Annotated in this window: 22 protein-coding genes; 17 read left to right on the top strand and 5 right to left on the bottom strand. The window is 36.1% G+C overall.

What is annotated here, in order from left to right:
- The first annotated feature begins 497 nt into the window (after positions 1–497).
- From cyoE to F4694_RS09975, 8 genes are all read left to right on the top strand, one after another.
- Complete coding sequence (gene cyoE / locus F4694_RS10010; RefSeq protein ID WP_179597403.1) at positions 498–1433, top strand: heme o synthase; 936 nt, start codon at positions 498–500, stop codon at positions 1431–1433.
- Between the two features lie 185 nt (positions 1434–1618).
- Complete coding sequence (gene coxB / locus F4694_RS10005) at positions 1619–2677, top strand: cytochrome c oxidase subunit II (RefSeq protein ID WP_179597402.1); 1059 nt, start codon at positions 1619–1621, stop codon at positions 2675–2677.
- A 31-nt stretch (positions 2678–2708) separates the two neighbouring features.
- Entirely contained in the window at positions 2709–4583 is a 1875-nt protein-coding gene (gene ctaD / locus F4694_RS10000; RefSeq protein ID WP_306072565.1) for a cytochrome c oxidase subunit I, read from the top strand.
- Entirely contained in the window at positions 4583–5212 is a 630-nt protein-coding gene (locus F4694_RS09995) for a cytochrome (ubi)quinol oxidase subunit III (protein WP_179597400.1), read from the top strand. Before ctaD ends, F4694_RS09995 begins: the two co-directional genes overlap by 1 nt.
- A 4-nt stretch (positions 5213–5216) precedes the next feature.
- The gene (gene ctaF, locus F4694_RS09990; RefSeq protein ID WP_179597399.1) at positions 5217–5552 is read left to right on the top strand and encodes a cytochrome c oxidase subunit IVB; all 336 of its coding nucleotides are present in this window, start codon (positions 5217–5219) and stop codon (positions 5550–5552) included.
- A gap of 127 nt (positions 5553–5679) precedes the next feature.
- Positions 5680–6585, top strand: coding sequence for a cytochrome c oxidase assembly factor CtaG (gene ctaG / locus F4694_RS09985; RefSeq protein ID WP_179597397.1), 906 nt, complete (start codon positions 5680–5682; stop codon positions 6583–6585).
- Positions 6586–6678: 93 nt separating this feature from the next.
- Positions 6679–7143: a DUF420 domain-containing protein gene (locus F4694_RS09980; protein WP_179597395.1), complete on the top strand. Its 465-nt coding sequence runs from the start codon at positions 6679–6681 to the stop codon at positions 7141–7143.
- 85 nt (positions 7144–7228) lie between these two features.
- Positions 7229–8401 carry a GNAT family N-acetyltransferase gene (locus tag F4694_RS09975; protein ID WP_179597393.1) on the top strand — a complete coding sequence of 391 codons (1173 nt, stop codon included), beginning with the start codon at positions 7229–7231 and terminating at the stop codon, positions 8399–8401.
- A 42-nt stretch (positions 8402–8443) separates the two neighbouring features.
- Here the strand turns inward: F4694_RS09975 and F4694_RS09970 are convergent, their stop codons facing one another.
- Entirely contained in the window at positions 8444–8803 is a 360-nt protein-coding gene (locus tag F4694_RS09970) for a YugN family protein (RefSeq protein WP_179597391.1), read from the bottom strand.
- A 188-nt stretch (positions 8804–8991) separates the two neighbouring features.
- Here F4694_RS09970 and F4694_RS09965 point away from each other — a divergent pair, with 188 nt between their 5' ends.
- Together F4694_RS09965 and F4694_RS09960 are read left to right on the top strand one after the other, a co-directional pair.
- Positions 8992–9426: a CBS domain-containing protein gene (locus tag F4694_RS09965; protein WP_179597389.1), complete on the top strand. Its 435-nt coding sequence runs from the start codon at positions 8992–8994 to the stop codon at positions 9424–9426.
- A gap of 188 nt (positions 9427–9614) precedes the next feature.
- Positions 9615–10649, top strand: a complete 1035-nt coding sequence (locus tag F4694_RS09960) for a CAP domain-containing protein (protein WP_308806324.1) — start codon at positions 9615–9617, stop codon at positions 10647–10649.
- A gap of 47 nt (positions 10650–10696) precedes the next feature.
- On the opposite strand, the gene F4694_RS09955 is transcribed toward F4694_RS09960, so the two are convergent.
- Together F4694_RS09955 and F4694_RS09950 are read right to left on the bottom strand one after the other, a co-directional pair.
- The gene (locus F4694_RS09955; protein ID WP_179597387.1) at positions 10697–11059 is read right to left on the bottom strand and encodes a hypothetical protein; all 363 of its coding nucleotides are present in this window, start codon (positions 11057–11059) and stop codon (positions 10697–10699) included.
- A 17-nt stretch (positions 11060–11076) separates the two neighbouring features.
- Positions 11077–11565 (bottom strand): PaaI family thioesterase, encoded by a 489-nt coding sequence (locus tag F4694_RS09950; protein ID WP_179597385.1) that lies wholly within the window; start codon positions 11563–11565, stop codon positions 11077–11079.
- A 139-nt stretch (positions 11566–11704) separates the two neighbouring features.
- Here F4694_RS09950 and F4694_RS09945 point away from each other — a divergent pair, with 139 nt between their 5' ends.
- The 5 genes from F4694_RS09945 (at position 11705) to F4694_RS09925 (ending at position 14106) form a co-directional block, all read left to right on the top strand.
- The gene (locus F4694_RS09945; protein WP_179597383.1) at positions 11705–12100 is read left to right on the top strand and encodes a YlbD family protein; all 396 of its coding nucleotides are present in this window, start codon (positions 11705–11707) and stop codon (positions 12098–12100) included.
- A gap of 18 nt (positions 12101–12118) precedes the next feature.
- Positions 12119–12358, top strand: coding sequence for a YlbE-like family protein (locus F4694_RS09940; RefSeq protein ID WP_179597381.1), 240 nt, complete (start codon positions 12119–12121; stop codon positions 12356–12358).
- A 101-nt stretch (positions 12359–12459) separates the two neighbouring features.
- On the top strand, positions 12460–12846 hold the full coding sequence (locus F4694_RS09935; protein WP_179597379.1) for a hypothetical protein: 387 nt from the start codon (positions 12460–12462) through the stop codon (positions 12844–12846).
- Between the two features lie 60 nt (positions 12847–12906).
- Positions 12907–13350, top strand: coding sequence for a YlbF/YmcA family competence regulator (locus F4694_RS09930; RefSeq protein ID WP_179597377.1), 444 nt, complete (start codon positions 12907–12909; stop codon positions 13348–13350).
- Between the two features lie 480 nt (positions 13351–13830).
- Positions 13831–14106: a YlbG family protein gene (locus F4694_RS09925; protein ID WP_045515404.1), complete on the top strand. Its 276-nt coding sequence runs from the start codon at positions 13831–13833 to the stop codon at positions 14104–14106.
- A gap of 38 nt (positions 14107–14144) precedes the next feature.
- On the opposite strand, the gene F4694_RS09920 is transcribed toward F4694_RS09925, so the two are convergent.
- Positions 14145–14534, bottom strand: coding sequence for a DUF7147 family protein (locus tag F4694_RS09920; protein WP_179597375.1), 390 nt, complete (start codon positions 14532–14534; stop codon positions 14145–14147).
- 366 nt (positions 14535–14900) lie between these two features.
- On the opposite strand from F4694_RS09920, the gene rsmD reads away from it, so the two are divergent.
- Positions 14901–15461, top strand: a complete 561-nt coding sequence (gene rsmD / locus F4694_RS09915) for a 16S rRNA (guanine(966)-N(2))-methyltransferase RsmD (RefSeq protein ID WP_179597373.1) — start codon at positions 14901–14903, stop codon at positions 15459–15461.
- A gap of 13 nt (positions 15462–15474) precedes the next feature.
- Entirely contained in the window at positions 15475–15957 is a 483-nt protein-coding gene (gene coaD / locus F4694_RS09910; RefSeq protein ID WP_179597371.1) for a pantetheine-phosphate adenylyltransferase, read from the top strand.
- A gap of 36 nt (positions 15958–15993) precedes the next feature.
- On the opposite strand, the gene ylbJ is transcribed toward coaD, so the two are convergent.
- Positions 15994–17211 carry a sporulation integral membrane protein YlbJ gene (ylbJ, locus tag F4694_RS09905; RefSeq protein ID WP_179597369.1) on the bottom strand — a complete coding sequence of 406 codons (1218 nt, stop codon included), beginning with the start codon at positions 17209–17211 and terminating at the stop codon, positions 15994–15996.
- Positions 17212–17221 lie beyond the last annotated feature (10 nt).

The following is a 17221-nucleotide window of genomic DNA, read 5'->3' as shown; positions in this document are numbered from 1 at the left end:
TTTATCATAACGAAAACGTAGGAAAAAGAACAGAATTAAAACTGAAATTTTTGCATAACTTTTAAAAAAATTATCCTTATAGATAACTTTAGATTTTCACTATTATTATAGTGAAAACTATTGCTAAAAAAAGAAGGGTCTGTTAGTAATATAAAGTAGGCTAAATTGAACTTATATATAACAATCTTTAAATTTGCATATGTTGTCTATAACACAAAGAAAATATTTAGATTTTGCTTAAATTATAGTGTATTTTATTATCTAAAGATTCTAATATATAGTATAATGGGTATAAAATATAGGTGGACACAATTTAGACAAAAATTATTCAAAAAAAATTCACAAAAATACACCAAAGTGTGATTTAATATACAGAGAAAGTGTTCCTTAAATAACAATATTATAAAATAATAATAGCTTTTAAATAACTATTATAATTTGGTAAAGTTATCTATCGGGTTTATAATAATAATTAGAACATTTTAGGAGGGGGAAAGATGCCAAATTCAAAGGCATTTGGTGAAGCGACGATTGAAAATGGCTCTACTGGACTTAATCCACAAATGGAAACCACCATGTGGAAAGACTTTATGGCACTCATAAAAATTGGGATTGTAAATTCAAATCTTATTACTACTTTTACAGGCATATGGCTCGCGCTCCACTTTAGCGGTCAAAGTTTCCTAAACAACTTAGATATAGTTTTATTTACCGTTATAGGTTCCTCCCTCATCATTGCGGGTTCATGTAGTATAAATAATTATATTGATCGTGATATTGACCCGTTAATGGAAAGAACAAAATCAAGACCTACGGTTACGGGGAAAATAGTTCCTTCAAAGGTACTTGGATTGGGTATACTCCTTATTGCTATAGGTACAATTTTTCTATTGTTTACTACTGTAACTGCAACAGTGATTGGGCTGCTTGGGGTTTTTAGTTATGTTGTCCTGTACTCTATGTGGTCAAAACGACAATTGGTATCAAATACTATTATAGGTAGTATTTCTGGAGCAGTACCACCTTTAATCGGCTGGGCTGCAGTAGATGGAAATCTTGATATTATTGCATGGTCATTGTTTATTATTATGTTTATTTGGCAGCCTCCTCATTTTTATGCTCTTGCTATGAGAAGGGTAGAGGAATATCGCGCTGCTGGCATCCCAATGCTTCCAGTGGTGAAGGGGTTTAAAACGACTAAGAAACACATCCTAGTATGGGTAGCAGCATTACTGCCAACACCCTTATTACTTACTTCATTAGGAATCCCATTTCTAATTTTGGCAACTGTATTAAATATCGGTTGGCTTGTATTAGGGATTTATGGATATAAGATCAAAGATGATATTAAGTGGGCAAAACTAATGTTTGTGTACTCATTGCAATATTTAACTATTATTTTTGTCGCAATGGTCATAGTAACATTGATTTAGCCGGGATGTTCTTTCTTAATTAAGGGGAATATAAATATTCCTAATGAATTAAATAAATATGGGGGCATTAGAAATCTTTTTGCCTCCGTGTTTGTTTTAACATTAAGAAGGAATTATACTACATACATTTTTGATCACAGATAATCTAAAGAAATCATTTAGCGAAAGAGGGGTATGATTTAGCTATGAAAAGGCTTGCAAAATGGCGCTTAATTTCGGTATTTGCGATTCTTTCGCTTATCCTATCAGGATGTGGCGAACCGTTCCTATCGACATTAAGGCCTGCTGGTGAAGTTGCAGACATTCAATATGATCTGATGAAACTAAGTACATTGATTATGGTAGGGGTTATTTTAGTTGTAATGGTAATCTTCTTTATTGTTTTGATTAAATTCAGACGTAAAGATGAAAAAATACCAAAACAGGTAGAAGGAAGTCATAAACTAGAAATTATTTGGACTACTATACCTATTTTATTACTTTTGCTTTTAGCAGTTCCAACGGTTTCTGCTACATTTAAATTAGCAGATGTATCACCAATGGATAAAAAAGATTCTGATGCTCTTGTTATCAACGTACGTTCAAATTTATATTGGTGGGAATTTGAATATCCTGGTCAAAAAATTGTGACCAGTCAAGATTTGGTCGTTCCAACTGATGAGAAGGTATATTTTAATTTAATTTCTTCTGATGTTAAACACTCTTTCTGGATTCCAGCGGTAGGAGGAAAGCTTGATACGAATACCGAGAATGTGAATAAATTCTGGTTGGAGTTTGATAGTGCTAAGGCTGAAGAAGCTGGTGATTTATTCTACGGTAAGTGTGCTGAGCTTTGTGGACCATCACATGCTTTAATGGACTTTAAAGTTAAAACAATGGACCGCGATGACTTCGATAACTGGGTAGCAAATATGAAGGATGTTAAAGAACCTGCTAAAGCGGACACAGCTCTTGCCCAAGAAGGACAAGAAATTTTCAATAAAAGCTGTATTAGCTGTCATGCTGTTACGCCAACAAATGCAACTCCTCCAGAAGCAAGGTTAGCACCGAACTTATCCAACTTTGGAGAGCGCTCTCGTATTGCAGGTGTATTAGACCATAACGAGGAAGAATTAAAAAATTGGATACGTACTCCAGAAAAATATAAGCCAGGAAACTTAATGACAGGTAAATATCCAGAATTAAGTGAAGATCAGCTTGACGCTTTAACGGAATATTTAATGGGATTAAAAGTTCAGGAATAATAGGGGAATTGGTAGAAAGGGAGGTAAAATTGTGAGTACCTACGCACAAAAAAAGGGATTTGGCGCGACTTTATGGGACTATCTAACAACAGTTGACCATAAAAAGATTGCCATCCTATATCTTATTGCAGGTGGATTCTTCTTTGTAGTAGGCGGACTTGAGGCAGTATTTATCCGCATCCAGCTTGCAGTACCTAATAATGATTTTGTAAGTGCCGGTTTATTTAATGAAATAATAACAATGCATGGAACAACAATGATATTTCTTGCAGCAATGCCGCTTGTTTTTGCTTTTATGAATGCTGTTATGCCCTTGCAAATCGGGGCTCGAGACGTGGCATTTCCATTCGTAAATGCATTAGGATTTTGGTTATTCTTCTTCGGAGGAGTATTCTTAAACCTTTCATGGTTCTTTGACGGTGCACCTGATGCCGGTTGGACATCTTATGCATCCCTTGCAATGGCCTCCAAAGGTCATGGGGTTGATTTCTATGTATTGGGATTACAGATTTCAGGTATAGGTACCCTTATCGGTGGTATAAACTTCCTTGTAACTATAATTAACATGCGTGCACCAGGAATGACCTATATGAGGATGCCATTATTTACTTGGTCGACTTTTGTTACTTCAGCACTTATTTTATTTGCATTCCCTCCATTAACTGTTGGTCTAGTCTTAATGATGTTTGACCGCATGTTTGGATCGAATTTCTTTGAAGCATCTATGGGTGGAAACACGGTAATCTGGGAGCATTTATTCTGGATATTCGGACACCCAGAAGTATATATATTAGTACTCCCTGCATTTGGTATTTTCTCGGAAATCTTTGCAATGTTCTCAAGAAAGCGTCTATTCGGATACTCTTCAATGGTATTCGCTACAGTTTTAATCGGTTTCTTAGGCTTCATGGTTTGGGCGCACCACATGTTCACTACTGGACTTGGACCAGTTGCAAATGCAATTTTTGCTGTTGCAACAATGGCAATTGGTGTACCAACGGGTATTAAAATCTTCAACTGGTTATTAACAATGTGGGGCGGTAGTGTTAAGTTTACAACTCCAATGCATTATGCTGTAGCCTTCATTCCTTCATTCGTTGCCGGTGGGGTAACAGGGGTTATGCTTGCAGCAGCTGCAGCTGACTACCAATACCATGATACGTATTTCGTAGTAGCTCACTTCCATTACGTTATCGTTGGTGGTGTAGTATTTGCTATCTTAGCAGGAACTCACCTTTACTGGCCCAAAATGTTTGGAACAATGTTAAATGAAACATTAGGAAAAATCACTTTCTGGTTATTCTTTATTGGTTTCCATATGACATTCTTTATCCAGCATTTCTTAGGTCTGTGGGGTATGCCTCGTCGTGTATTCACATACCTTCCGGGTCAAGGATTTGAAACATCTAACTTGATTAGTTCTCTAGGTGCAGTATTTATGTCATTAGGTGTAATTGTTCTTCTTTACAATGTTATTATGACTTCTGTGAAAAATGAACGTGTTGGTAATGATCCATGGGGAGATGGAAGAACACTTGAGTGGTCACTTCCTTCACCACCGCCATTCTATAACTTTAAACAGCTTCCACTTGTACGTGGTTTAGATGCATACTGGTTAGAAAAGATGGAAGGCAAAAAAGGTATGACTCCTGCTGAACCTCTAGGTGATATTCATATGCCGAATGCTTCATTCCTTCCATTTGTGATTGCTTTTGGATTATTTGTAGCAGCATTTGGTGCATTATTTAATATGGATGACAAGGCATGGTCAGTACCAGTGATAATCATTGGTTTATTGATTACCTTTGGAGCGATGTTCTTACGTTCTGTTAAGGATGACCATGGTTTCCATATTCATAAAGAAGAATTAATGGAAGATGATAATGATAAGGGGGTTAAGGCATAATGCACGCAGAAGAAAAATTAACATATGAAACATGGCCTGCTGAGCCTGAAAAATCAACCCTTGAAGCAAAAAATAAATTTTTAGGCTTTTGGTTCTTCTTAGGTGGAGAGACTGTGCTATTTGCCTCTCTCTTTGCTACCTATCTTGCTTTAAAGGATAAAGTACCTGATTCAACACATCATTTAGCCAAGGATCTATTCGAACTGCCACTGACATTTGTAGCTACCATGCTGCTATTAACAAGTTCATTAACAAGTGTTTATGCGATGTATCATATGAAAAACTTTAATGCAAAAAAAATGAACCTTTGGTTAGTGATTACCCTGCTTTTGGGTGCGGCTTTCCTTGTATTAGAGATATATGAGTTCAACCATTATGTTCATGAGTTTCATCATACGTTTACTAGTAGTGCGTTTGGTTCTGCTTTCTACACATTAGTTGGCTTCCACGGAGGTCACGTTGCATTCGGTCTTTTATGGATCACTACTTTAATTGTTCGGAATGCAAAACGAGGTTTGGACCTTTACAATGCTCCTAAATTTTACGTTGCAAGTCTTTATTGGCATTTCATTGACGTAGTTTGGGTATTCATCTTTACAGTAGTATATTTAATGGGGATGGTGGGATAAACTGATGGCAAATTCACAATTAAATTCAGGTAACCCAAGAGTTGACATTGAATATCGCCGCAAGAAAAGTGCTGAAGAAATGAGACATCATGTGGTTTCCTTTGCCTTAATGATTTTCTTAACATTGATTGCTTTTGCAGCAGTCGCAATTAAAGGGTTTTCGGCTTGGTTTATCGTGCCGTTTATACTTCTTTTGGCTGTAGTACAAGTAATTTTTCAGCTTTATTACTTCATGCATATGAGCCATAAAGGCCATGAAGCACCTTCAATGTTTCTCTATTCAGGAGTACTTGTTGGCGCTGTAACCATTTTGGCTTTCTCAACAATTATCTGGTGGTAATAATTTTAAGAAAATCGGCTTATGCCGATTTTCTTTTTATAGGGAAATAATTCATTTCTTTGCTTCTTTAATTTGCTTATGTTTATAATAGAATCAGGATTTGACTACTATTTAGAGGTGATATGCGGTGCTTACATTAGATATTTTTGGCTTTAAAGCACTTTGGAGCCCGTACTTCCTATTAATTTTACTAGCTGTTATAGCTGTATATTTTTTAATTACAGTTACATTTCGCAGCAAATTTGTTGATAGTGAACCATTGACTAAAAAACAGGCTGGGTTATTTTTGCTCTCGATTTCACTTATTTATGCAATTAAGGGCTCTCCGTTGGATTTGATGGCTCATTTAATGTTTTACGTCCATATGATTTCAATGGCAGTATTAGTGCTTGTAATACCGCCAATATTTATTTTTGGTATCCCAGTCTGGATTTGGAGAAAGCTCTTCAATGTAAGATTAATTCATTCTTTGTTTACGTTTTTCACAAAACCACTTATAGCATTAATCATTTTTAATGGATTGTTTTCTTTTTATCATATTCCAATGATCTTTGACCGTGTCATGCAAAACGGTTGGTTTCATGCGGGATATTCAATTCTCTTATTTATCGTTGCAATTTTCATGTGGTGGCCGTTAATAAACCCTGTTCCTGAGCATCAAAGATTAAGTGGATTAAAAAAGGTTGGTTATATCTTTGCGGACGGTATATTAATTACCCCTGCCTGTGCGTTAATTATTTTTGCTCCGGGTTCTATTTATGCAACCTACTCTGATCCTGCAGTATGGGCTCAGGTGATGAGTCTTTGTGTTGGACCAGCTACATTTGCTGGCTTAAACATTAGTGGACCTGAATTATTTAGTTCTATGTCCTTAATACACGATCAACAGCTTGGTGGTGTACTAATGAAAATCATTCAGGAAATTGTCTATGGCATTATATTGGCACATGTTTTCTTTGAATGGTACCGTAAAGATCAAGCTGACAGTGAAAAAGAATTAAAGCAGACTTTAAAGCCCTCTGTTATTGAATAATCTCCCATATTACTGGGAGATTTCTTTTTATTGAAAAAAAGGGATAACTCAACTAAAATTATTGTAGAATATATAAAAAGTGAGGCTAATGCCATGAATTCCCTACCAATATTACCAACGATTAGTACCAGCTTTATTGTTTTAAGTGCCATTACGGTTGCAATTGGCTGGTGGCAAATTAAACAAAGGAAAATAGAGGCACACAAGAAGACGATGTTTACTGCGGCTATATTTGCACTTATCTTCTTTATCATTTATGCTTCAAGGACGATTTTTATAGGAAATACTGCATTTGGCGGTCCGGACCATCTAAAGATTTACTACACTATCTTTTTAGTTTTCCATATCTTCTTAGCAACTACTGGTGCTGTTTTTGGTATTGTCACACTCTATACTGGCTATAAAAATAACTTAACCAAACATAGGAAACTAGGACCGATTACAAGTGTTATTTGGTTTTTTACAGCAATCACAGGTGTTGCAGTATACTTATTGTTATATGTCTTTTTTCACGGTGGAGAAACAACCTCCGTTATAAAAGCAATTCTTGGGTTCTAAAGTGTCTTAATAGGCACTTTTTTTTATTTTTATAAAGGGAATTTTTATTCATTAATAGAAATAATTTAGAAGGGGAGTGATGGGAATGGAAGTTAGAGAACTTACTGAAAAAGATTATACTGAATCAATGAAGCTTTCAATGTATGCATTTCAATATAAAATACCCGAAGACAGCATCGCACAAAGAATTGAAATGTTAAAACGCCATAGAGTAATAGGAGTTTGGGAGGATGATAATCTTGCAGCCAAGCTTCATATTATCCCATTCCATATATATATGAATGACCAAGAATGGAAAATGGGCGGTGTTGCCGGGGTAGCAACATATCCAGAATTCAGAAGAAATGGTTATGTGAAAACGATAATCATTGAAGCATTAGAAAAAATGCGCATAGAAGAGCAAATTGTTTCACTGCTGCATCCCTTTGATATTGGGTTTTATCGTAAATTTGGTTGGGAAGTATTTACCGAGAACAAGAAGCTTCTTATAGAGAAAAAGGATCTTAAGTTTCTAGAAAATCAGCCAGGATCTATTAAACGGTTTCAAAAAGAGAGTCATCACGATGACATTGAATCGGTTTATACTCAGTTTAGTAAAAATTATATGGGTATGCTTGTACGTGATTTAACGTGGTGGAAGAATAGTATATATGGTGATAGTCAGATTGCAGTTTACTACGATAAGAGTGGTGAAGCAAAGGGCTATATCTTATTTGAAGTAAAAGACCGAAAAATGGACGTACAAGAGTTTACAGTGTTAAATAATGAAGCTAGAACTGGATTGTGGAATTTTATTTGCCAGCATGACTCAATGGTTGACAACGTCTGCATTCTAACTTCTAATCATGAGCTATTGCCATTTATCCTGCATCAGCCAAAAGTAAAGACAGAGCTCACACCATATTTTATGGCACGAATTGTTGACGCAGAGCAATGTTTACAAAAATATAAGTTTAATGATGTGAACGATAAGGTTTTCATTCATCTAGAGGATGAATTTGCCCCTTGGAACATTGGAAGTTATTTAATTTCAAATGGAGAAGTTAAGATTTATAAAGAAAAGGCTGGAAGTAATTGCGTACAGCCTCCGCAACGAGGCGTTCGGATGGATATTAATTCATTGACCGCGTTAATATTCGGTTATAAACGTCCTGCTGAATTATTCGAAGTAGGGCTCCTAAAAGGTCCAGAATCAGATATAGCTGTATTAGAAAAACTTCTCCCAGATTCCAAGCCGTTTTTTTATGATTTCTTTTAAGTATAAAAATGACGCATGAATTTTATTCATGCGTCGCTTTGATTATAAAGCAAATTTTTCTACTTCGTTTTTTACATCATCAAGAATTTTCTTGCATTGGTTTACAAGTGATGCTGGGAAGTTTTCCCCTTCACCATATTCTACTCCATGAGGATAATAATGTTTTCCTAACAATGGCGTTAATAATTGAATAACTGCCTTATTGGTATCAACATCCCCTTCAACTGCATAGCCTCGAACACGTAAGTAAAAAACGCCTTCTTTTAACTCGAACTTACGGTCATATGTAACACGCTCGTAGTCCCACTGACCTTCACGGACTAAACCGTAATCAAGCATTACATCATCTAAACGGTTTAAATCAGCTTTTAACTTGTCTAAGCCAGTATTATCGAATTTCATATCGTAGTCCCTCCTAGAAACATGCCTAACCCCTTTGTTATTTACATAGCAGGATAGCAAATTAATTCAATTTAATAATAGTTGAAAATGTTTAAACTTGCAATGAATACATCATCGAATAAATGACTGCTTTTTGGTAAACATAAGTAAATGGTAAGAATAATTTATCTTCAATCGGGGGCGAAGAAATGGAAAAGATCCGTGATATTATGACAGACCAAGTAGAGTGTTGTACCTTGTTGGATAATGTATTTGAAGTAGCTGTAAAAATGAAAGAATTAAATGTCGGAGCCATTCCTATTGTTGATAAGGAAAAACTTGTGGGAATGATTACAGACCGTGACATTGTTGTAAGAGGTGTTGCTGAAAAACATCCTGGTTCAACTAAAGTTGAAGACATAATGAGCGACAAACTTATAACAATCTCTGCTGATGCATCAACGAAAGAAGCAGCAAACTTAATGGCAGAACATCAAATCCGCCGACTTCCTGTAGTTGAAGGAGACAAATTAGTTGGAATTGTCTCTTTAGGTGATTTTGCAATAAGAAAAATGACGGATGATCAAGCAAAAGAGGCTCTAAGTGAAATATCAGAGCAAAATTATAATGGAGTACAGCATTAAGGAATGAAAAACAGATGCATCTATTGGTGTATCTGTTTTTTTTTTTCATAAATATTATTTTTCTGATAAGTTTAATATTCTCTATTACTAACAAAGATAATGGTGATATAATTAAAAAAGAATAGTAATAGAGAGGGTGAATACATCTGCGTACTCTCTTCAGAATCCTCATCCTAGCGTCTATTTTCGTGACAATTGGTTTTTATACAAGTATAAGTGAAAATGACGATAATGAAGTTTTAATAACTGATGACCCTACGTTAGAAATAAATGAATCATTAGATCAAAATCAGGAAAATAGTGCCCAAGAGAAAACAACAGCTGAACGTCCAACAAGTGGTATGGGCTTACTTCTTGGTCAAGATCTTGCTTACTTAAAGGGTATGTTAGGTGAACCGCAAAGAATAGATGAATCCTTGTATGGTTACCAATGGTATATATATAATATTGACTACTCACGATATGTACAGGTTGGGGTAGATAATAATAAAGTAGTGACAGTTTATGCAATAGGAGAGAATGTGGATGTTTCTCCCTTTAAAATTGGACAGCCAATAGAGGAAATTTTTAATACACAGTCTATCGATACAAATATAGATATAGATTATAAGGGGAACTCCTATCGTTTTGAACTGAATGATACGGATTTAAATATTCGGCCATTAATTAGATTGGGTGATGTTTATGTCCAATTATATATTGATAAGTTTACTGGTAGTCTTTCCAGTGTTCGATTTTTGAATGATGAAACGTTAATTAAACAACGACCTTATGAACTAGGATATACCGGGGAATTAATTGAGGTAGGGGAGCCGGCGGAAGACGTTTGGCGATTGATTGAAGAAGGGACAGAGAAGGAAATACTTGATATAACCAATGTTATGCGACTAAGACATAATGTGAAGTCACTAGAATGGGATCAAGAAACCTCAGAAGTCGCCTATAGCCACAGTAAGGATATGTCAGATAGCAACGACTTTTCCCATACTTCTAAGAAATTTGGCAGTCTTTCCGATAGATTAGAGGCTGCAAACGTTGCATATAATTCTGCTGGTGAAAATATTGCGGCTAATTACCCGGATGGACCTGCAGTAGCAGAAGGCTGGTTAAATAGTAAAGGGCACCGTGAGTCTTTATTAAACGAGGAATTCACGCATTTAGGTGTTGGAGTCTACCAAAAATATTATACACAAAACTTTATCCAAAAAAATGATGAACAATAGCCAATAAAGATAAAGTAAAAAGGTGACAGTTTGTCACCTTTTTATCTTTAATCATTAATTACAATTTCATATTCATTAAAGTGAAAATGGTTTCCTTCCCAGGAGCCATATATTCGTATTACTTCACCAATTGAGAAGTTGTCGAGTTCGAAATTGTTTGTAAGAGGAATTATTTTTTTTGCTTTTATTAATTTCGTTTCTGTTTGCAGTGTAATTTCATATACCAGTATATATCGATGATAATAAAAGCGTTGTTTCTCTCGATTAAAACTTCTAATTTCACCAGTTAGGACGGCTTCTTTACTCACTTCAGCTGCTGCCAGCCATTTACTATCATTTAGTTTCATCTCTTTTCTAGTAATCCAATAGAAGTAAAGACAAATTATCGGGATTACAACCGCGGTAACCATTTTGTACCTTCTCCCACCTATTTTTGAATGATAAAAAATGTTCCTGTTGCATGAGCTATTTTCCTGCCATCTGTACGGAAAGCCTCTCCTGAGATCACAACTGTCTTAGTTCCATGATGGATGATTTCAGCTATACAGCGGAGTGTATCTCCTATCCCTGGGGCGATGTAATGAATATTTAATTGATTGGTCACAGCTCCATATCCTTCTGGAAGGATGGCATTTATTGCTGTCCCCATGGCTGTATCAAGTATCGTAGCAGTGATTCCGCCGTGTGCAATGCCTAATGAATTATTCCAAAGACTATTTAATGGTACGATGATTTCACATGTTTTCTTTTCTCTGTCTATTTTTCTCTCAAATTGAAGAAGCCCATCAATATACTGCATGTACTTGTTATCGATTGTTTTTTCGAAACCCTCTAATAAATGGGCAAGGGCACCTAGATCCTCATCTGACCCTTTTTCGATACAGTTGCTTAATAATTGCTCTAACCTTTCTTTCATCCGTATTCCCTCTCTCGTTTCTAGTTCTGAAGACATCTTATCACTAAAAAAACAATTTTTACAGTATGTAGGATTTTCACCATTTTGGATTTAAAACATATCGTATAATAGGTATTGATTTGGGCAGGAGTGAAGAAATATGCAAAAAAATTTACATCCTTCCGTGATAAAATTTAAAGAGTTTGTGAAAAATCGTCCCGAGTTAATAAAGGAAGTACGAAATGGAAATACAACATGGCAGGAGTTATATGAGGATTGGTATCTGCTTGGTGAAGAAGATAATCGCTGGGAAACAATAGGGGTAAACGCAAGTCCTAGTGTGGAAAAGGAAGATGAAAAAAAGGGTGACTGGATTTCAACGATCCTAGGAACCGTACAGAAAATGGACCCTAATCAAATTCAGCATTATATCAACAGCTTAAGTCAAGCGTTAGGGGCCATACAGGGGGTAATTTCCCAATTTCAAGGCAGTCAGCCTAGGCAGGCAACCCCAAAAATAGAACCTAAACACCCGTTTTCATTTCGTAAAGACTAATAGAGAGGGAAATTTTTCATGAGAAGAGATGTGCTTGAATATTTAAATCGTCAAAAGGAACTAAAAAAATTCATTCGCGAACAGCCGCTTTGGTATCGTAAACTTTCAAGGAATCCATATGATTTGCAGACATTGGAAATTGCTTCACTTCACTACTACAAGAAAACAATTCCTGACAAGGTGGAGAAATTTACAAATAATGTACAAATGGCTTCGATGATGTTTTATATGCTGCAATCCATGAAAGACCAGAGTTGAAGATAGACCACAATGTAATGTGGTCTTTTTTACTTCTATAACAGAGTATAGAGTAAAAAAAATAAAGGAGGCGAACAATACAGTTAAAAGGAGTGATGATTGTGAAAAAGTACATAAAATTAACGATTCTATCTATATTTCTTGTAGGTATCTTATCAGGTTTCCAGAAGTCCGATGTTTTAGCGAAGGTTAGTGACTATTCAGAAAAGTCTCCATCGTTATATGTTCAAACCAAGACCAAAGGTAATAATGTTTTTGTAGAATGTATCTTAACTGGAGTCAGTTTTCGGCAATCCGACCAACAGGATCGAAAGGTGGGGAAGCTCGTAATTTGGCTGGATGGTAAAAAAACAAAAGAAGTAAACTCGGCAGCGTTCATCATTAAAGGTCTGCCACCTGGGGAACATACGGTTAAACTAGAAGTTGTTGACTTAAAAAACGTACCATACGGAGTCACACAAGAATTCTTGGTAAATATCCCTAAGTGACAGTTTATTTCACTTTCTGCATACATTCATGTTAAAATGTGAGTGGAGGTGTGGACGTACATGCTTGCTACATCAGAAAGAATAGAACTTTTAGAATATGCTGAGGAATTAGCAGAAATGGTATTAGAATCGGATATTGTTGAGCAATATCAAATTTGCCTATATAAAATGCAAAACAATAAGGAAACGCAAGAAAAGATTAACCGTTTTGTTAAACTTAAAGAGCTTTACGAAGAGGTGCAGCGTTTTGGTAAATACCACCCAGACTACAAAATGGTAATGAGCCAAATTCGCGAAAACAAACGGGAAATGGACTTAGATCCACACGTAGCTGAGTTTAAATTAGCGGAAAATGACCTTCAAGGTCTGCTGGATGAAATTAGTATGCTAGTTGGCGGTGCTGTTTCCAAGCACATTAAAGTACCCTCTGGAAATCCATTTTTTGATACTGGGTCTCATGGTTCAGGCTGTGGCGGCGGCGGGAGCTGCAGCTGCTCGGCCTAAAGTAATCGGCTTAATTTTATATTAAGCCGATTTTTCTATCTTTTTAACCGTGTACAATCGACACATAGGTTTCCGCAGCAGAACATTTTTTCTTGAGGTACATAAAACCGGTGACGATAAACAAAAAGCACCCCATCCTGTCGTACAAATATTGTTTCGCTGTGCAATCGGTTACCTTTTATAGCGGTGACAGAACATTTTTTTATGATTGCCTCGAGAGTTAGCTGAGATAATTCAGGGGAGCTAACGTATAGAAACGGAATTCCTGCTATTTTTCTCCAATAGGCACTCTTAATATCTTTATTTAGAGTAAGCTCCTTAATAAACTGATGCCAAATGGGCTCTAAATCCATATGAATCACCATTATCCTTTGGCGTTTTTGTTTACTTTAGACATACGTCAGTAAAGTTTGAATTGAAAAAGAGTGTTTTACTATGCTAGACTTATTAAAATGATGGTTTATTGAAGGGGAAAAAAGTATGTTTGTACAAAGACAAGGATTGGTTATTTGGCTCTATTCCTTAAAGCAGGCTAAGATGTTAAGACGTTTTGGGAATGTTCATTATGTTTCGAAGAAATTAAAGTATGTTGTACTTTATTGTAATCAAGATGAACTTGAAGTGATTATGGAAAAAATAAATTCCTTTTCATTTGTTAAAAAAGTAGAACCGTCATATAAACCTTTCTTAAAGATGGAATTTGAAAATGCAGCTCCAGATAAAGCAAAAGAATATGATTATAAGATGGGTATTTAATAAAAAAGCGGAAGTGCCGATTGGCGCTTCCGCTTTTCTCAATGGAGAGGCTTAATATAATGATTTAATCTTAAAATTGCGATTAAGTGCTGGTAGTATAGTTCTTTTTCATGGAAGATGGAAGAAGGTTTAACAGATAGCTGAATAATCTGCTTGCCAAGTTCCTCTGCAGTCTGTTGAAACAAATCATATCTTTTATTTGGTGTGAATTTCGGATTCGGGATCCCTTCACGGCAGATATAAAGAGCTTGGAATTTACCAGGATCTGTGAGCTGCATTATGACTGCTAAAGAGGTCACCTGCTTTTCATTCTTTGTGGTGTGGAATGCCATCATATGGAGAAGCCGGTGCTGATTTGCCTTTGCTAGTTCAAGCAGTTCATATAAATCCGAATAACCCTCACCTAGTTCAATAAAGCGTTGTATCACAGATAACTCTCCTTTGATTAAGATTTCATTCCCATACTTTATCATATTTTTGGATATAATACTTCAACGAAAAGAAAAAAACCCTGCAGACCTAAATCTGCAGGGTCCTTCTACATCCTCATAAAGGATAGAAGGCAAAGGGAGAGGAGAAACCGGAGGAAGAACTTATGGGGAAACGTAAGTCTTCTCCGCGGTTGGCAACAACATCCTCGAATTGATGTTGTTAGTTACATTATCTCCACAACATAGAAGCTTATACGTATTTAAAATAATTTTTCAGAAATAATCCAACAAGTTGGCTAGTCTATTCAATTGTGATAGGATATTCTTAAAAATAGAATACTGGAAAAATTGTGGTGATGATGATTGAGAGTTGTTTCAGGTATTTGTAAAGGAAGACCATTAAAAGCTGTTCCCGGAAATACAACCAGACCAACAACGGATAAAGTAAAAGAAGCCTTATTTAATATGATTGGACCTTATTTTGACGGTGGAGTAGGATTGGATCTATTTGCTGGCAGCGGTGGGTTAGGGCTCGAAGCCTTAAGCAGAGGTTTAGATAAAGTCATTTTTGTCGATCGAGAGGCAAAAGCAATTCAAACAATTCATGAGAATATCCAAGCTTGTAAGATGGAGGATAAAGCAGAAGTTTATCGAAATGACTCTGAAAGAGCTTTAAAAGCCCTAATAAAAAGGGAGATTCATTTTGATTACATATTTTTAGACCCGCCTTATAAAAAACAGCAGCTGGTTAGTTTAGTAGAAAAAATTTCCGAACATAGGTTAGTAACAAATGGCGGTTCCATTATCTGCGAACATAGTCATGATGTTGAATTGCCAGAGAGAGCAGGGGAATTTTCACGAGTTAAGCATGAGAAATATGGAATTATTGCGATTACAATTTATTCGCGATTTAGTGAGGAATAAGGAGGAGTCTTTTGTGGCTAGTATTGCCGTTTGTCCTGGGAGTTTCGATCCAATCACGTACGGACATTTAGATATCATCAGAAGAGGTGCAAAGGTATTTGATAAGGTCTATGTAAGCGTTATGAACAATTCATCAAAAAATCCGCTATTTAGTGTCGAGGAGCGGATAAAACTTATAAAAGAAGTGACAAAGGATCTCCCAAATGTGACGGTGGATGAACATTCTGGACTTCTAGTCGATTACGCGAAGTCTGTTAAGGCAAATGCTATCATTCGCGGCTTACGTGCTGTCTCAGATTTTGAATATGAAATGCAAATAACATCCATGAACAGAGTGCTCAATGACGAAATTGAAACCTTCTTTATCATGACCAACAGTCAATATTCATTCTTAAGCTCAAGTATTGTTAAAGAAGTATCTAAATACAATGGAAATATATCCGAATTGGTACCACCTATTGTAGAAGAAGCATTAAACAAGAAATTTAATCGATGAAAGTTAAAAAGCCTTGCTACCAAGGCTTTTTTTATGCTAATAACTTTTTCGTAGTCGATTATATAGTATCAATACATATATCATCAGTGAAATTATCGTTATCAGTGGACCTGCTTCTGTTAATTTATGAAAATAAATTTGCGGCCATGTACCTTGACCAAAGAGGTTAACAGGAATCGCATTAGATGGTTCTCCTGTTTGGTAAAACCGGACATAAATTGGTTTCCATAAGAGTAAAGCAAAGAAGCTGGCAAAAAGCCCCTGGGCAATTCGTGCAAAAAAGAATGGTTTAAATCGTATGTCAGTTTGTGCCAAAATACTTGCAACCTGGGCTTGAACACTAAATCCGCTAAATCCTAAAATAAAGCTCGTAACAATCGCTTGCTGAAGCAAAGTAGCGTCTCCAACCCGGCTTGTTAAATCGCTACCAAGTGTAATTTCAAATAAACCTGAAATAAATGGAATACTGAGCATATCAGGGAGTGAAAGGTTGGAAAATAGAACATCAAAACCTCTTGCTAGTGCAGCCGTAATATGTAGATGAAACAGCAGCTTGTTGATTACTGAAAATAAAATAATGAACCCGCCAACCATTAACAAAGTTTGAATAGAAGAATTTACAGCATCTCCAAGAAGTTTGCCAATTGGCCGCTTGTCTTTAATTCTAGTTTGATGCAATGCAGAAAAGGCGGACTTAAGTATAAATTTATTTTCCTTGTCCTTTTTCCTATCAGGGGTTTCATTCCCATAAAACCGCATCATTAACCCAACACAAATATTCCCCAAATAATGGGCCAATGCTAAAATGACTCCTAAATGCGGGTTATGGAAAAAACCAACAGCTACAGCACCGAAGATAAATAATGGATTAGAGGAGTTAGTGAAGGAAGCAAGCCGTTCTGCTTCAATTTGTGTCAGCTGACCTTCCTGACGGAGTCTTGCGGATAGCTTAGCTCCTGCTGGAAATCCAGAAGCCATTCCCATTGCCCAAACAAACCCTCCTACCCCGGGAACTCGGAAAAGCGGCCTCATGAGCGGTTCTAATAACACTCCAATAAACTTAACTACGCCGAAACCAATTAGCATTTCGGATACGATAAAAAAAGGCAGTAAAGAAGGAAAAACGATTTCCCACCACATCGTTAGTCCACGGAGAGATGCTTCAAAAGATTCCTTCGGAAAAGCGATCATGGAACCAGCTAAAATTATTACAGCTATAGATAGAAAGATTGTTTTTAATTTTGAATAAAACAATGTATATCCT

The sequence above is a fragment of the Neobacillus driksii genome, assembly GCF_013409995.1.
GTDB lineage: Bacteria > Bacillota > Bacilli > Bacillales > Cytobacillaceae > Neobacillus > Neobacillus driksii.
This window is presented reverse-complemented; position numbering and strand designations above follow the sequence as displayed.

Excerpts from the sequence above, each read along its gene's own strand:
- F4694_RS09925 (WP_045515404.1), top strand. The coding sequence starts at position 13,831 with ATGTTTGTACAAAGACAAGGATTGGTTATTTGGCTCTATTCCTTAAAG.
- F4694_RS09995 (WP_179597400.1), top strand. The coding sequence starts at position 4,583 with ATGCACGCAGAAGAAAAATTAACATATGAAACATGGCCTGCTGAGCCT.
- F4694_RS09975 (WP_179597393.1), top strand. The coding sequence starts at position 7,229 with ATGGAAGTTAGAGAACTTACTGAAAAAGATTATACTGAATCAATGAAG.
- F4694_RS09930 (WP_179597377.1), top strand. The coding sequence starts at position 12,907 with ATGCTTGCTACATCAGAAAGAATAGAACTTTTAGAATATGCTGAGGAA.
- cyoE (WP_179597403.1), top strand. The coding sequence starts at position 498 with ATGCCAAATTCAAAGGCATTTGGTGAAGCGACGATTGAAAATGGCTCT.
- ctaF (WP_179597399.1), top strand. The coding sequence starts at position 5,217 with ATGGCAAATTCACAATTAAATTCAGGTAACCCAAGAGTTGACATTGAA.
- F4694_RS09940 (WP_179597381.1), top strand. The coding sequence starts at position 12,119 with ATGAGAAGAGATGTGCTTGAATATTTAAATCGTCAAAAGGAACTAAAA.
- F4694_RS09965 (WP_179597389.1), top strand. The coding sequence starts at position 8,992 with ATGGAAAAGATCCGTGATATTATGACAGACCAAGTAGAGTGTTGTACC.
- F4694_RS09950 (WP_179597385.1), bottom strand. The coding sequence starts at position 11,565 with ATGAAAGAAAGGTTAGAGCAATTATTAAGCAACTGTATCGAAAAAGGG.
- F4694_RS09955 (WP_179597387.1), bottom strand. The coding sequence starts at position 11,059 with ATGGTTACCGCGGTTGTAATCCCGATAATTTGTCTTTACTTCTATTGG.
- F4694_RS09945 (WP_179597383.1), top strand. The coding sequence starts at position 11,705 with ATGCAAAAAAATTTACATCCTTCCGTGATAAAATTTAAAGAGTTTGTG.
- F4694_RS09970 (WP_179597391.1), bottom strand. The coding sequence starts at position 8,803 with ATGAAATTCGATAATACTGGCTTAGACAAGTTAAAAGCTGATTTAAAC.
- F4694_RS09980 (WP_179597395.1), top strand. The coding sequence starts at position 6,679 with ATGAATTCCCTACCAATATTACCAACGATTAGTACCAGCTTTATTGTT.
- coxB (WP_179597402.1), top strand. The coding sequence starts at position 1,619 with ATGAAAAGGCTTGCAAAATGGCGCTTAATTTCGGTATTTGCGATTCTT.